We start from the raw sequence: 14807 nt of genomic DNA, 5'->3' as shown, positions 1-14807 counted from the left end.
TACCCTTTTATTCCCGCGTGTAGTCGGCGTTCAAAATTTGCGGGTTTGATCCCAAAGCCTCCCCGGTGTTGGGAACTCAGCCACTCTGTCCGTTCATGCAATGCGTTTTGTTTACGGTCCTAGCAGGCCAACTCCAGGACCTGTCGTGATTGCTCCAGATCGACGTTCTGCCGCTCACCGAGCGCCGTCATACCGTGGCGTTCAAGCGCCCGCAGCAGCGGCGGGATCGCCTCCCCACCGATGCCGTAACCGCGCAGCCGTGTCGGGACCCGCAGTGATTCAAAGAAGTCACGGGTCCGGCTGATCGCGGCATCGATGCGCTCGTCCGCATCCCCGTCTTGGAGGTTCCAGATGCGTGCAGCATACTGCAGGAGCTTCTCGCGCTTGTCGCGGCGCCTGACCTGCAACATGGCCGGCAAGACGATGGCCAGTGTTTGCGCATGGTCGAGGCCGTGCAGCGCGGTGATTTCGTGACCGAGCATGTGGGTGGCCCAGTCCTGCGGGACGCCGGCGCCGATCAGTCCATTCAGGGCCAAGGTCGCGGTCCACATGAGATTGGCGCGTACCGCGTCATTGTCGGACTCTGCCAAGGCCTTGGGCCCGTCCTCGATGAGCGTGAGCAGCAAGCCTTCGGCGAACCGATCCTGCACCTTGGCGTCGACCGGATAGGTTAAGTACTGCTCGGTGATGTGGACGAAGGCATCGATGACACCGTTGGCGACCTGACGCGGCGGGAGCGTGTAGGTCTTGGTCGGATCCAGCACCGAGAACCGCGGGAAGACCAGCGGATTTCCGAAACCCAGTTTGTCCTGGGTGGCGGCGCGGGTGATGACCGAGAAGCTGTTCATCTCCGAGCCGGTTGCCGGCAGTGTCAGCACGGTGCCGAAGGGAACGGCGGCGGTGATGGGCACCTGCTTGGCGAGCATGTCCCAAGGCTCCCCGTCGAAGGGAATCGCCGCGGCGATGAACTTGGTCCCGTCGATCACCGAGCCCCCGCCGACGGCGAGCAGGAAGTTGACCTGTTCCCGGCGGGCGAGCGCGACGGCCTGCATCAGGGTTTCATAGGTGGGGTTGGGCTCGATGCCGCCGAATTCCAGGAGGGTGAAGTCGGTGAGCGCCACCCTGACCTCGGCCAAGGTGCCGGATTTCACGACACTACCCCCGCCGTAGGTGATGAGCACCCGCGCACCTGTGGGAATCTCCTGATTCATCGCGGCGATTTGCCCGGTGCCGAAGAGGATGCGCGTGGGGTTGTGGAACGTGAAATTCTGCATTGAAGCTCCGTGAAGATGAAAAAGCAGATGAAAGAATTGTGCTCCAGTGGAAGGGCTGCGCGAAGCGCGCACCCGCCGGAAGTTCCAGATCCATAAAGAGCGGGGCCGTGGTTTCGCGTGTCACCGCAACGGGCATGCCGTGGCTTGCACCATGACCGGCTCCCGTGGGAGCGGCCTCCGGCCGCGACACGGTGCCGGGGTGAAACGCCGATGGCCAGGATCGCGCAAGGCCTCATCGCGGCCGGAGGCCGCTCTCACGGGGCCGGTGCGTGACTTTCGCGGTCATGCTGAGCCGCGGAGGCTGGCGACTGGAAGCGAACTGTTCTGTTCAGTATACCTGCTTCCTTTGAGAACTCAGTTCCGCCAGATCGTCCGGGGTATCAATGTCAGTCAGCACCGCATCGGTGTCGAAGGCGACCGTGATCAGGTCGCCGCGCAGCGCGTCGAGCAGCGTTCGCCCGCCGGTGTCGCCGACGACCCGTTGCAGCGCCGCGAAGTGACAGCGCGGCCACAGCACCGGATGACCGCGACGGCCGCCGTGGGTCGGGACGATGATCGCGGGGTGAGCGGGGTTGAAGGCGGCGATGATCCGGTCGATGTGTGCGGATCTGACCCGCGGCATGTCCGCGAGCAGGATGACGACCGCCGCGGTGTCCGGCGGCAGCGCGGTCAGACCACAGTGCAAGGAGGTCGACAGACCGTTCGCATACTCGGTGTTGCGCACGATCGACACCGGTTCGCCGACCAGCGCGGCCTCAATCGCCGCGGCCGCGCCGCCGGTCACCACCAGCACCTGGGCGCAGCGCGCGCCCAGGGCCGCCGCCACGGCATGTCGCACCATCGGCACCCCATCGATCAGGCGCAGCAGCTTGTGCTGTCCACCCATCCGCGTGGAAGCCCCGGCGGCGAGGACCAGTGCCGCGATCCGGTGCCCCTGATCGAGGTTCATTGGTGTCGCCGATGTCGCCCCGTTGATCTGTGCTCAGCCTGGAAAGAGCGATCAGCGTCGACCGCTGTTGCCCGGATAACGGGTTTGGATGATCTCAGCCAGAATGGCCACCGCAATCTCGGCCGGTGCGCGGCCGCCCAAGTCGAGTCCGACCGGCCCGTGGATGCGCGATGTCTGTGTCGCCAGTCCGGCCCTGCGCAGGCGTTCCAGCCGCTGGTCCTGGGTGCGGCGGCTGCCGAGTGCGCCAATATAGAAAGCGGGGCTGGCGAGCGCCGCCGTGAGTGCGGGGTCATCCAGTCGCGGATCGTGCGCCAGGACGACGACCGCCGTGCGTGGGTCTGGCGCCAGGCGCAGCAGGGCGGCCTCCGGCGCGTCGGTGATGAGCGCGATCCCAGGGAAGCGTGCCGGGTCGGCAAAGGCCGGGCGCGGGTCGATCACGATCACCGCGAAGCCAGCGAGTCGGGCCATGGGTGCGAGTATCTGGGCGATGTGCACGGCGCCGATGAGGAGCAGGCGCGGCATGGGTGCAGCGACCTGCACGAGCAGCGCCGGGTCGGTTTCCAGCAGGCCGCTGCGTTCCGCCGCGATGTGCGCATGAACCCGGTCGAGCAGCGGCGGAGTCAGCGGCAGGTCGCCATCCAGGGTGTCATCGTCGACCATCACCATGGCGCCGTCGGCCAGGCGTGTGACCAGTGCCGCGGGACGCCGCGCCCGGTGCGCGGTGAGCAGGTGTTCGAACGCGCCGGTCGGGTCGATCCGCACGATGAAGACCTGAACGCGTCCGCCGCAGGCGAGCCCGGCCGTCGCGGCGTCCGGGTCGCCGATGACGAAGTCACGCAGGCGCGGTTGACCGTCGGCGATCGACGCCAGTGCCTGCGCGATGACCGCGCTCTCGATACAGCCGCCGGAGATCGAGCCGCGAAAGGTGCCGTCATCCGCCACTGCCAGTTGGCTGCCGATAGGGCGTAATGAGGACCCGCCGCGCACCAGGGTCGCCAGGGCGACGCGTTTCCCTTGAGCGTGCCAGGTGGCGATATTCTCAAAGAGATCATCGGGTTCGGCGGTCATGGCGGGCGTCGGTCCGCGGAGCGAACCCTACGGGGACAAGCGCAGCGGCAGGCTGCGCAGTCGCTGTCCGGTGACCGCGAAGAGTGCATTGGCTACCGCCGGGGCGATGACGGGTGTCGCTGGTTCGCCGACCCCGGTGGGCGGCTGCGCCGAGGGGACGATGTGCACCTCGACCTCCGGCATCCGGTCGATGCGCAGGATCTGATAGTCGTGGAAGTTCGACTGGATCACGGATCCCTGCTCGATGCGGATTTCGCCGAGCAGGGCCGCGGAGAGCCCGAAGCCCATGCCGCCTTCCATTTGGGCGCGGATCACGTCCGGGTTGACGGCGAGGCCGCAGTCCACCGCGATCACCACCCGGTCCACTCGGAATTGGCCGCCCTTGCGCACCGTGACCTCGGCCACCTGCGCGACCGTGGTCCCGAAGGATTCATGGACCGCCACCCCGCGTCCGCGGCCCTTGGGCAGGGACTGGCCCCAGCCGGCCTTCTCCGCCGCAAGTTTCAGCACGCCCAGGTGACGTGGGTGGTTCTTCAGCAGGCGCAGGCGATAGGCGACCGGGTCCTGGCCGGCCGCCACGGCCAGTTCGTCGATCATGCACTCCCCGGCAAAGGCGGTATGGGTGGACCCGACTGAGCGCCACCACTGGACCGGGACCGGCAGCTGCGGCGAGTGCAGGTCCAGCCGGAAGTGTGGAACGGCGTAGGGGAGGTTGGCGGCGCCCTCCACGGAGGTCTGGTCCACCCCGTCCGTGATCAGCATGGGCTCGAAAGCCGACCCGGCGATGATGGACTGACCCACGATGCGCTGGTCCCAGGCGACCGGTCGGCCCTTGCTGTCGATCCCCGCGCGGATGCGATGCAGATACAGCGGCCGGTACCAGCCGGCCCGCATGTCGTCTTCGCGGGTCCACTGGAGTTTAACCGGCAGCCGGGCGCGCAGGGCCAGGTAACAGTGCGCCGCTTCGATCAGATAGTCCGACGCCGGGTTGGCGCGCCGACCGAATGATCCGCCGGCGAACAACATGCGGATCTCGATCTGCTCGGGAGCGAGTTCGAAGACCTTGGCCAGGGCCGCCTGATCGCCGGTCTGGAACTGTTCGCCGTTCCAGACCCGGATGCCGTGATCCGTGGGCTCGATGACGCAGTTCATCGGCTCCATGGCGGCATGGGCCAGATAGGGAACGCTGTACTCGGCCTCGATGACCTGGGCGGCACCGGCGAGCGCGGCGTCCACGTCTCCGTCCTGGCGGGCGATGGCGCCGGGCGACTTGGCCAGTTCCCGATAGCGTGCCAGGATCTCGGCGGTGCCCTCGGTCATGGCGTCGGTTTCGTCCCAATCCACCCGCAGGGTGTCTTGGGCGCGTCGGGCTGTCCAGAAGTCACGGGCGATGATCGCCACCCCGCTCGGGATTTCGGCGATCCGCTCGACGCCCGGAATGGCGCGGGCCTCGGTGTCATGGATGCGCTTGACCCGGGCACCGAAGCGGGGTGGGTGTACCACCAGCGCGGTCAGCAGACCGGGCAGGCGCACATCCTGGGTGAACAGGGCGCTGCCGTCCGTTTTGGACGGCCCGTCCGTGCGGTGCAGCCCCGGTTGGCCAATGAGTTTGAACTGAGCCGGGTCCTTGAGCCGGACTTCCGTGGGAACCGTCAGTCTGGCCGCCGCCTCAGCCAGTTCGCCGAAGCGCGCACTGTGGCCGGCATGATGGCTGATCACACCGTCCTTGACCTGGACCTCGGCGGCCGGGACCTGCCAGCGTTGCGCCGCCGCGGCGACCAGCATCTGGCGGGCGGCGGCGCCGGCCTTGCGCAGTTGCTCGAACGAATTGGCGAGGGCGGTACTGCCGCCGGTCCCCTGGGCGCTGCCCCAGAGGAGATTGTTGTAGCGCGTCGCGTCGGCCGGGGCGCCCTCCGCCCGGATCTGGTCCCAGGCCGCATCCAGTTCCTCGGCCACCAGGGTAGGCAGTCCGGTAAAGGTGCCCTGGCCCATCTCCAGGTGCTTGACGATGACGGTCACGGTGTCATCCGTGCCGATGCGCACGAAGGCGTTGGGTGCGAAGGTCGCCGCCGCGGCCGGAGCCGTCCCGGCATGGCCGGTGTCGGCCGCGGGGACCGGGCCGATGCGCAGTCCCAGCAGCAGTCCGGCGCCGGCCGCGATCCCGGCTTCTAAGAAGGTGCGGCGCCCCGCGTTCTCGATGGTGTCGGGGGCGATGGTTGCCATCTGGTGGTTGGTGGTTTTCATCGTCGCTTCTCCCATTACACCAAGGCGTCGGCGGCGCGCCGGATGGCGTCGCGGATGCGGGCATAGGTGGCGCAGCGGCAGAGGTTGCCGGACATGGCAGCGTCGATCTGCGCGTTGGTCGGGTCAGGGTTTTCGGCGAGCAGGGCGGTGGCGGCAAGGATCTGGCCGGATTGACAGAATCCGCACTGCACCACGTCCAACTCCAGCCAGGCGGTGCGCACCGCCTGACCAACCTTGCCGAGAGCGCCGACGCCAAGCCCCTTGACCAGTCCTTCGATCGTCACGACCTCCCCGCCGGCAGCGACCGACACGGGGGTGGAGCAGGAGCGCACCGGCGCCCCGTTAAGAAATACGGTACAGGCTCCGCACTGGGCCATGCCGCACCCGTACTTGGTTCCAGTCAAACCGACATGCTCGCGGATCGCCCACAACAGTGGCATCGCCGGGTCCAGGTCCAGTTGGTGCTCGGTACCATTGATTCGCAGTGTCAGCATGGGGCCTCCGGGTCAGGTATCCGCGGCGTTGGGGGGCTACGCGAGAATAACCCTAGCACAGCCGGCGGGTGTCAGTCAGGCGGTGTCGTCGCTGGGGGCGAGCGTGTGTCGCCAGCCCTATTTCCGAATGAAGTAGGCGGTCGCCGTCTTGTTTCCCGACAGGGTCACGGTACAGGGGCCCGTCCCGGTGCAGGCGCCGCTCCAGCGCGAAAACAGGTACCCGGTCGTGGGTGTGGGGGTCAGTGCGACCGCGGTGCCGCTGAGATAAACCTCCTTACAGTCGCTGCCGCAGGCGATCCCTGCCGGCGCACTTGTCACCGTACCGCTGCCGCTGCGTTTAACAGTCAAGGTGTATTTGGGCATCGCCGTAAAGGTCGCTCTGGCGCTCTTAGCAGCGCTCATCGCGATCACACAGGCTCCCGTCCCGGTGCAGGCATTGCTCCAGCCGGAAAACCGATATGCGCCGGCCGGGACAGGCAGTAAGGTGACAACGGTGCCGCTGACATAAGCTTCCGTGCAATCACTCCCGCAGTTAATTCCACGCGGTGTACTGGTCACGTCACCGCTTCCGCTGCGGGTGACGGTCAGTGTATGTTTGGGGCGCAACGTAAAGGCGGCCGTGCATGTTGTGTCCGTGCCGAGCGCGAAAGACGTGCCACAACTGCTCGGAGTCCAGCCGTTAAAGGTTGAATCGTCCCCGGCAGTTGCGGTCGGGGTCACGGTGGTGCCGACCGGATAACGACCGCCGCCGGCAACAACCCCGCTGCCGGTGCCGTTCTTCAGCACGCTGAGTAGATAGGTGACAGGCGGTTCGGGCGGGGCGTCGTGCTCTTGTTTGACGGCCGGCCAAAATCCGCCATTTTCAGCCTGATAGGCGGCAGTGCCTAACCGTAAACTGTCGAGATTGAGAAATTGCGTCTGCGCATCGTCGAACAGATCGACATAGCCGCCGCCGCCGGCGCCCAGGCCAACGAGAATCTCTCCGCGCTGATCACCGTCGATGTCTCCGATCGCAGGGCGGGTCTCACCATTGGCGATGTTGTAATCGGGCCAGTGCACACCCGCCGATGCCATGTGGACAACCGCGGACTGAACATAATCAAAAACCTCGATCGTGCCGCCACCGGCGGGTCCAAGACCGATGACGATTTCCTGGTTGCCATCGCCACTGAGATCACCAAGGGCAGGCCGTGTTTCTCCCACTTGATTAGCGTATTCGGCCCATGACAGGTTCCCCTGAACCTCGTCGAGCCACGGATCGACTCCTGCGGTCAGGCGCGCCGCATCGAAGCCGTTCTTGACCAGAAAGGTTCCGAAGCCGCCGCCGCCCAGACCAATCACCAGTTCATCCCGTCCGTCACCATCGATATCACCCAGGGCAGGCCAGGTTTCACCATTCGCCTGGCCGTATTCCGGCCAGTTGATGTCGGCCCAGCCGATTGGCGCGAGCGCGCGATCCGTCAAACGAAAGATCGCCATTTTCCCGTCTCCACCTTGCCCGAGCCCGATGATGATCTCATCTTTCCCATCGCCATCGATATCACCGATAGCGGGACGCGTTTCGCCGCTCGCGGCATTGTAGTCCGACCAGTCGACCTGACCCCAGAGCAAGTGAGAGAAATCGTCATCGAGAATCTGGAAACGGCCGCCCGGTATGCCGGTTTGGTTGACCGGAGCAAAACCGATGACGATCTCATCTCTCCCGTCGCCATCGATGTCGCCGGTGGCGACGCGCGCCTCGCCACTAAGTTCATTGTAGGCTGACCAGCCGGAGCGGACGTTCTGCTCGAATATCCGACTCAGGTTGACGACTTCCAGTTGACCGCTGTGCTCGGGGCTGGCGCCCATCCCGAAGACGTATCGAAAATATCCGGATGTGATTTCGTTGGAAGAATCGGAAGCCGCGCCGGATCTGCTATTTGCCCTAACGGCAAAGTAATAAACCGTAGCGGGATCGAGGTCGGTGAAGGTGAACGTCGTTTGATTGCCGACGCTCACCGAGTAATCGTAGATACGGGATTCGGCGCCGCGATAAATGGTGTAACCGGTGATGCGAGCATCATTAACCGGCTCCCAAGTCAACACATACTGATCCGATACGGCTGGTGCGGCCATGACGGCAAGAACGCATGACAGGCCCGCGTACAGGTAAGATCCGATACCGCTTTTCATCAGAGAACCCTTCATGGTTAGGCGTCGACCATCGCGTCAGTCAGTTGACCCGCAATCCGGCAAATCCGGCAGCGTTCGTAGCAGCGGTCCGGCATCAGGTATCGCACCGAGGACCGGGAGCGCGAGATAGCGTGCGATGTGCCGCTCCGATTTAAATGAGGGATCGTTAAGCTCAAAAAGACCGATCAGGATCAACACGCTCAAGGAAGAGATCAGCAGCACGGCGATGGTCGGGCGCAGACGGTTCGCGGCCCACGGCGAATGCTCCGTAATCACCTGAATAGTGCCGGCGGGCAGCAATGGCCGCGCCGTCGGGGCGAGTCGGGACTGCGTGCGCATGACGCCATCAGCGACCCGTTTCAGGAGTCGCTCCGTGTAGAACTCGACCAGTACGCGCCCGAGGGTCGCATCGTTGCCCCGGTAGCTCACACGCAAACTGGAATCACCAATTGCCGACAAAGAGAGGCTGGAATGCACGAGCCGACGAAGCGCGTGCTCATCCGCCAACGCGTCCGAAGTCGGCTGCAGCCGCAGTTCCTTTTGTAATTGCGTCATTGCGAAGCCGTCCAGAAACAGCAGGTCCGGATCCGCCAGTAACACGTCCATGGTCAGGGTGTCGACCGGGCTGGTTGATGCGGCTACCGGAAGGTTTGCCGTGTAGGGCTGGACTTCCCGCGAAAGAGTGTAGGTCACATCGCGCAGTGCCGCGCCAATCAGGTACAAAGACAATGCCAGCAGAACCAACAAGGCCCAGCGCTGGTGAGTGCGCAGGGCAATGCCAAAACGTTTCAGGTAAAAGTCCATGGTGATGTCCTGAGTGCTGTTGCGGGACGCGGCGAACGCACGCCCTGGGTTGTGCCGGACGATGAATCTCAGCGCTCTGGTGAGCGCTGGTCGCGCGGCGGCGGCTGGTCTCAGTCATCGCTTCCGCGTAATTTTCCACTGATTATTGACCACCCCCAGGATATTCGCTCCAGCGGTTTCCATAATCTTTTGCGCCTTCCTCACCTGCTGCTTGGGTGTTGCCGCTGATAACACCACCATCACGACACCCGCCGTGATACCCGAAAGTACCACGGGGTCGATCATCAGCCGGTTCGTTGGAAAAATAGCAGCGCTGTCGATGATCACCAGATCATAAGAGTCGTTGGCCTGCTTGATTAGCCGGGCGATGGCCGGTACGATCTGGTCAGTTGATGGCGCTTGTTCCACGTAATCCGCCGGGGCGGTCAAGATGTCTAACGAATCTTGCCCGCAGTGACACACGAGGTGGTCGAGGTCAGTGTCAAGAATCGTTTTTGAAAGATGCTGGTGATCAAGATCGAAAAACCGATGAAGCGCCGGCCTGTACCAATTCAGGTCGAGTGCGGCCACGCGATACTTACCGCTTTTTGCAGCAGTGGTCGCGAGTATCGAAGCGAATACGCTCTTGCCCTCTCCGGGCGCCGCGCTGGTGATGAGAAGCGTGGCCGGAATCTGGTGGTGCAGAGCAAATTCGATAGCGCATAATATGCGTTTCGCTTCCGCGATCTGCTCAAGCACATGGCGTTGTTTCTGTTCAATATGTGTCATAGATTATCATCAGCCGATGTGCCGTCTTTCCGCCCACCAATTGCCACTTTCATGCCGCGCGCATGCTGATAAACATGCGGGTAGGGGCCAGCAAGCGTGCCTCGTAGCGTTGTTCTTTATCCAAGGTGAAAAACTGCCGAAGCAATGCTGCCAAATCGTTGCCGCCGAACTCCGTCATGTGGGGCGGAACGCCTTCAGGATTGGCCTCGCCCAAACGGGATTCAATATAGTCTTTGGTCTCATGAGCCAGGTATTTCAATGTGCCCTTCAAGCCATTCGCTTCATGAATACTTTGCAGTAGGTGGAAACGGCCGCCGGGAACCAAAACCCGGCGCACCTCGCTGAAGAAAGCCGGCTTATCTTTGAAGTGATCCAAGGCCGCGAGAACCGTCACGTCGGTAAAACTTGCCGTCTTGAAGGGAAGATATTCGGCCAGTCCGGCGATAAAGGGGAAATCGTCCGTATCCGGCAGAACGATGGGATCAAGCCCAACATACTCGACGCGGTGCTGGTCGAAACAGTAGCGGAACTTGCCTGGCCCGCAGCCGACATCCAGCAATCGACCCGCCTGGATACCGGTGAAGGTGCTGAAATGATGTTGTTGGATACTGGCCCGCCCCAGTTTGCTGGTGATCTGGATCTTCTCGCGCTCCCGCCGCTCGCGCCGCTTTTGGAAGCCATTCAGGTGTTCCTGCCAGAGTTTCCATTCATCCCCAATCATCGTCGACTGATCAATCAGGATGGGGACGCCGGAGTGGATCGGAAAGCGGTGCGTCGCGGTGCAGCGCAGGCTGCCCTCCATAATGGTTCCGGCCTGCTCGCGGGAGGCTTCCAGGCTCAGCGGTGCCCCGCCACAGGTCGGGCAACCGAGGTAATCCAGTATCGACTGTGTAAACATCGCGATTCCTCGATAAGTCCGATGTATCACACCAGGCAAGGCGCTATCCTTGGAACCTGGCCGAAAAGAAAAAGGCGAGACTGAAAAGCTTAGCCGCGCGACGCCTGCGCGCGACCCGTTGCCGGTCGGCAGCGATGGCGCGGGTTGATCGGAACAACACGGCGAATAATATTATAGTATCATTATGCAGGAGTGTTTCAGAAAAGAGCGCGTGACGGTTCCCAGCCCGAGGACTCTGTAATGCTTCATGTTCCGGCATCTCTTGTTTTTGTGATTCTGATCACACTGCTGTTTGCGGCGACCGGTTCGCAAGCAGTCCCGCCCGATATGCAGGCCTTGGCGAATGGCATCTGGATCGACCGCCAGCGTTTAAGAGCGCTTCCGACTCAAGGGCCGGCCTGGGATAAGCTGAGAGCCGACGCCGATCAGCCGATCGGGTCGCCCGATCTCTCGAATCAGGAAGATCCAACGAACGTGTTGATCCTGGCGAAAGCGTTGGTTTATGCCCGTACGGGTGAACCGGCGTATCGTGATGCGGTGATTGCGGGTTGTCTGGCGGCGATCGGCACGGAAGCCGGCGGTGAAAGTCTTGCCCTCGGGCGGGAGTTGATGGCCTACGTGCTGGCCGCCGATTTGGTTGGCTTGCCGCCGGAGCAGGATGCGGTGTTTCGGGTCTGGCTCGATACGGTGCTGGACGAGAAGATGCTTGAGGGTCGGACGTTGCGCCAGACGCATGAACAGCGACCGAACAACTGGGGAACGATGGCCGGTGCGAGCCGACTGGCGGTGGCGGCCTACTTGGGCGATGCGGCCGAGTTTGCGCAGGCGGCCATCGTGTTTAAAGGTTTCCTAGGTGATCGCACGAGCCACGCGGCGTTCAGATACGGTGATCTCGCCTGGCAGGCGGACCCTGCGAATCCGGTCGGCATCAACCCCCGCGGTGCCACGCGCGAGGGTCACAGTATCGACGGGGTGATCCCGGACGACCAGCGCCGCGGCGGCGGTTTTACGTGGCCGCCGCCGAAAGAGAACTACGTCTACGAGTCGCTTCAGGGCGCGCTGGCGCAAGCGGTTATCTTGCAGCGTGCCGGTTACCCGGTGCTTGACTGGGAGGACAAAGCGTTGCTGCGTGCTTATCAGTGGCTGCATGAGCAGGCGGGTTATCCCGCCGAAGGCGATGATACCTGGCAGCCGCACTTGGTCAACGCGGTCTATCAGACCGCGTTCCCGGTCGTCACGCCAAGCCGGACCGGCAAAAACGTCGGTTATACGGACTGGTCTCACGCCTCACTACCGGCCCCCCAGGGTTTGCGGATCAACCAACCTTGAGGACGCGGGCGTGGTGGCTGGTCGGTCTTGCCGCAGCACATTGTCAGCGCTCAGCACCGATCCTTTGATCGATAGAAAGCGGCGGGGCGCGGGTGCGAATGTGGAACTGGCGACACTGAGCGCGGGTGCTTCGCCACTGAAGGTGATCTGCCCGAGTTCGGCGACGGAATAGAACAGATTGTCGGCACTCACCGGTGCGTCGCGGTGAGCTGTCACCTGTTGCCAGATATGGGGGTATTGTGTTCGGTACGATTCCGTGGCCCAAAAGACCAGCGGCACCCGCAGTTCCCAAGCGGTGTCATGGGCATGTGCGGTCAGGCGGCGCGCGTCGTCGAACAGGTTTTCGCCGTGATCCGGCATGAAAATCAGGACGCCGGGGCGCTGGGCGGACTTCAGCAGCGCGATGATCTCTGCAAGGATATGGTCGGTGAAGCGGGTCGCGTTGTCGTAGGCATTGATCATGTTCGTCTCAATACCTGGCTCGCCGATGGCATAATCGGTCATACCGCGCAGCGACGGCTGCCAGTGATCAAAGGTCTCCGGATAGCGATAGTTGTAGTCCCAATGGTTGCCCATGGTGTGTAGGATCACGAAGCGATACGTTGGACCCGGGCGACTCAGTGTTTGCGCCAGCGGCGCGAGCAGCACCTCGTCGAACGGTGTTTTTTCGAGCTCCGAGCCGTTGAAGAACGCGACCTCATCGGCTTCGGCGGCGTGGGCGGTGATGGTCGTGTTGTTGATGCCGAGTTTGAATTGATTGGACAGCCACCAGGTGCGGTAGCCAGCCTCGGAAAACAGGCCGAGCAGAGTCTTTTCTTCAAGATGACGATCGGGATCGACGGCGGTCGCGCGTGAGATCATCAGCGGCACGGATGTGCGCGTGAGACTGGCCGCGGCGGTGGCGTCGGAATAGGCGACGAGTCCGGCTTCGCGCGCCAGGCGCGGTGCCGTTTCGCGGGCGTACCCGCCAAGCGACCAGGACGATTGGCGCAGCGATTCGCCGATGACCAGGACGACATTTAATCCCGATCCATCGGCCGGCGCTTTGAGACGGGCGTCGAAACGAAACCCGGCAATCCGCTCGCTGATGTCCCGGAGGCGGCGTTGCTCCTCATAAACACGCCAGATGCGCAAGATCAGGCCGACCGGATAGGTCCGTTCGATATTGATGCCGGTCTGGATCAGCGTCTCGTCGAGATTCCAATCCGTTTTGATCAGATTTTTTGCGAAAATAACACCAAGTGTCAGGCTGCCGATGACGATCAGGGATCGCCGCAGTCGGAATGACAGCACGCAGTCGCGTCGGCGCAGGGTACGAACGCCCAAGAAGCAGAGTACCATCAGGGCAATGATTGTCAGGAACGCCGGGACCAGCAGTGGGCCAATGTACTGCAGTGCCTCGTGCAGATCACCCGTGAGGGCGCTGGCCACGATGTTAACCGTTGAGGGGGACTGGTAGACCTGGATGAAGTAGATCTCGAGCGGCAGTATGGCAAATAGCGGCAGACACAGCAGGAACATGACCCATGGCCGCCGAAACAGGCCGAGCAATAGCAGGGCGAGGCCTGCGGAGAGCAGGAAAAATGACAAGCCGGGAAGCGAGAAGATGGACTTCTGGCCATCGCCGAAGGCCAGCAACAGGTTCGGGCTCGACAACGCCAGAAACAGCAGTACGCCCCAGAGGCGCGCCTGGCGATCGCATTTGGTCCGAAGTCGGGGTGTGGTGTGCATCTGGCCGCGGGTTGCTCCGGCGCTCGTGGTTGGCTCTTGCCGGAGGATAAGGTCCGGCGGGTGCTTGATTATAGCCTTCGGACGTGATAACCGGACGTAGGGGCGGGTTTCAAACCCGCCCCTACACGAAAGTCTGTCTGGATATCAGGTGCGAACGCTATAAGTCGGTGGATGTGCCGCGGTTCCAATCGGCGCACCGTCGTGCTGGGGTCGTGGGCAGCCGCGCACGTGTCGCCTGGTCGGAAGGGTGTCGGCGCAACCGTGACCGGCCTGTGCCATGGCGGCAGGCCGTTTCGGAGTTTTAAACCAACGCTGGGTAATTCTATGGGAGACCCTGGTCGTGTTGCCAGAGACCTTGTTCGCAGCGCCTTGTTCACCGCCTATTGGCGTGTTGCCGGGCAGTTGTTGGGACAAGGGCGGGTGTTGCTGGGACGCAACGCCTCGGCGACCGTGGCGATCACTCTGGACGATGGCCCGACTCCCGAGGGCTCACTGCGGGTCGCTGAACGGTTGGCGTCGGCCGATGCCAAGGCGACTTTTTTTTGCATCGGTGAACAGGCGCGCCGCTACCCGGAGATTCTTCGGCGACTGCGGGGCGACGGCCATGTCATTGGCAGTCACACGTACCATCATCGCAAACTGGTCGAGTTGACGACCACTGCTGCCATGGCTGAGATCGACTCGGGTCGACAGGCCATTGAAGATATTCTGGGCGAGCCCTGTCCGTTGTTCCGTCCGCCCCATGGTCGCCTTCCGCTGCGCCTTCTTCCGGCGTTGCGAGACCGTGACGAAGTCTGCGTTCTCTGGAGTTATTCACTGCGGGACTTTGGGAATCCGGCGTTGCATCAGTTGAAACAGCGTTTGCTTGCCCGCGGTGTCCGACCGGGCGACATCTTGTTGCTTCACGATTCCTCGTCGAGCGCAGCGGTGCTGATCGACTCGATCGTGTCGCTGGCGCGCGTGAAACAGCTCCAGGCGACCGCCATCACTGCCGGAAATCGCGAGTCGCTTTAGGCGATTGCTGTCAAATCGCCTGATTCATCGTCCGGGCCGTCAGTCAGGATGTGCCGGGCCGT

At 63.0% G+C, this 14807-nt stretch carries 12 protein-coding genes; 2 read left to right on the top strand and 10 right to left on the bottom strand.

Annotated features, from left to right (window positions below):
* Positions 1-119: 119 nt before the first annotated feature.
* The 9 genes from QZY03_RS04415 to QZY03_RS04375 form a co-directional block, all read right to left on the bottom strand.
* The gene (locus tag QZY03_RS04415; RefSeq protein ID WP_295578556.1) at positions 120-1274 is read right to left on the bottom strand and encodes an iron-containing alcohol dehydrogenase; all 1155 of its coding nucleotides are present in this window, start codon (positions 1272-1274) and stop codon (positions 120-122) included.
* A 328-nt stretch (positions 1275-1602) separates the two neighbouring features.
* The gene (locus QZY03_RS04410; RefSeq protein WP_295578555.1) at positions 1603-2223 is read right to left on the bottom strand and encodes a nucleotidyltransferase family protein; all 621 of its coding nucleotides are present in this window, start codon (positions 2221-2223) and stop codon (positions 1603-1605) included.
* Between the two features lie 51 nt (positions 2224-2274).
* Positions 2275-3291: an XdhC family protein gene (locus tag QZY03_RS04405; protein WP_295578554.1), complete on the bottom strand. Its 1017-nt coding sequence runs from the start codon at positions 3289-3291 to the stop codon at positions 2275-2277.
* Between the two features lie 27 nt (positions 3292-3318).
* Complete coding sequence (locus tag QZY03_RS04400) at positions 3319-5535, bottom strand: xanthine dehydrogenase family protein molybdopterin-binding subunit (RefSeq protein ID WP_295578553.1); 2217 nt, start codon at positions 5533-5535, stop codon at positions 3319-3321.
* Positions 5536-5549: 14 nt separating this feature from the next.
* The gene (locus QZY03_RS04395) at positions 5550-6029 is read right to left on the bottom strand and encodes a (2Fe-2S)-binding protein (RefSeq protein ID WP_295578552.1); all 480 of its coding nucleotides are present in this window, start codon (positions 6027-6029) and stop codon (positions 5550-5552) included.
* Positions 6030-6146: 117 nt separating this feature from the next.
* Positions 6147-8201, bottom strand: a complete 2055-nt coding sequence (locus QZY03_RS04390; RefSeq protein WP_295578551.1) for an FG-GAP-like repeat-containing protein — start codon at positions 8199-8201, stop codon at positions 6147-6149.
* A gap of 36 nt (positions 8202-8237) precedes the next feature.
* Positions 8238-9005, bottom strand: coding sequence for a hypothetical protein (locus tag QZY03_RS04385; protein ID WP_295578550.1), 768 nt, complete (start codon positions 9003-9005; stop codon positions 8238-8240).
* A 114-nt stretch (positions 9006-9119) separates the two neighbouring features.
* The gene (locus tag QZY03_RS04380) at positions 9120-9773 is read right to left on the bottom strand and encodes a CpsD/CapB family tyrosine-protein kinase (RefSeq protein ID WP_295578549.1); all 654 of its coding nucleotides are present in this window, start codon (positions 9771-9773) and stop codon (positions 9120-9122) included.
* A 49-nt stretch (positions 9774-9822) separates the two neighbouring features.
* Positions 9823-10671 carry a class I SAM-dependent methyltransferase gene (locus QZY03_RS04375; RefSeq protein WP_295578548.1) on the bottom strand — a complete coding sequence of 283 codons (849 nt, stop codon included), beginning with the start codon at positions 10669-10671 and terminating at the stop codon, positions 9823-9825.
* A 270-nt stretch (positions 10672-10941) separates the two neighbouring features.
* Between QZY03_RS04375 and QZY03_RS04370 the strand changes: the two genes are divergently transcribed.
* The gene (locus QZY03_RS04370) at positions 10942-12000 is read left to right on the top strand and encodes an alginate lyase family protein (RefSeq protein WP_295578547.1); all 1059 of its coding nucleotides are present in this window, start codon (positions 10942-10944) and stop codon (positions 11998-12000) included.
* Here the strand turns inward: QZY03_RS04370 and QZY03_RS04365 are convergent.
* Positions 11962-13638: a phosphoethanolamine transferase gene (locus QZY03_RS04365; protein WP_295578546.1), complete on the bottom strand. Its 1677-nt coding sequence runs from the start codon at positions 13636-13638 to the stop codon at positions 11962-11964. The two genes, QZY03_RS04370 and QZY03_RS04365, sit on opposite strands and share 39 nt — an antisense overlap.
* Positions 13639-13992: 354 nt before the next feature.
* On the opposite strand from QZY03_RS04365, the gene QZY03_RS04360 reads away from it, so the two are divergent.
* Entirely contained in the window at positions 13993-14745 is a 753-nt protein-coding gene (locus tag QZY03_RS04360) for a polysaccharide deacetylase family protein (protein ID WP_295578545.1), read from the top strand.
* Positions 14746-14807: the final 62 nt, after the last annotated feature.

Origin of the sequence: uncultured Lamprocystis sp., from assembly GCF_903933125.1 — a bacterium.
In the GTDB taxonomy this organism is placed as follows: domain Bacteria; phylum Pseudomonadota; class Gammaproteobacteria; order Chromatiales; family Chromatiaceae; genus Thiodictyon.
This window is presented reverse-complemented; position numbering and strand designations above follow the sequence as displayed.

Bases quoted from the DNA above. Each gene is read 5' to 3' on its own strand.
- QZY03_RS04415 (WP_295578556.1), bottom strand. From the start codon at position 1,274: ATGCAGAATTTCACGTTCCACAACCCCACGCGCATCCTCTTCGGCACC.
- QZY03_RS04410 (WP_295578555.1), bottom strand. From the start codon at position 2,223: ATGAACCTCGATCAGGGGCACCGGATCGCGGCACTGGTCCTCGCCGCC.
- QZY03_RS04405 (WP_295578554.1), bottom strand. From the start codon at position 3,291: ATGACCGCCGAACCCGATGATCTCTTTGAGAATATCGCCACCTGGCAC.
- QZY03_RS04400 (WP_295578553.1), bottom strand. From the start codon at position 5,535: ATGAAAACCACCAACCACCAGATGGCAACCATCGCCCCCGACACCATC.
- QZY03_RS04395 (WP_295578552.1), bottom strand. From the start codon at position 6,029: ATGCTGACACTGCGAATCAATGGTACCGAGCACCAACTGGACCTGGAC.
- QZY03_RS04390 (WP_295578551.1), bottom strand. From the start codon at position 8,201: ATGAAAAGCGGTATCGGATCTTACCTGTACGCGGGCCTGTCATGCGTT.
- QZY03_RS04385 (WP_295578550.1), bottom strand. From the start codon at position 9,005: ATGGACTTTTACCTGAAACGTTTTGGCATTGCCCTGCGCACTCACCAG.
- QZY03_RS04380 (WP_295578549.1), bottom strand. From the start codon at position 9,773: ATGACACATATTGAACAGAAACAACGCCATGTGCTTGAGCAGATCGCG.
- QZY03_RS04375 (WP_295578548.1), bottom strand. From the start codon at position 10,671: ATGTTTACACAGTCGATACTGGATTACCTCGGTTGCCCGACCTGTGGC.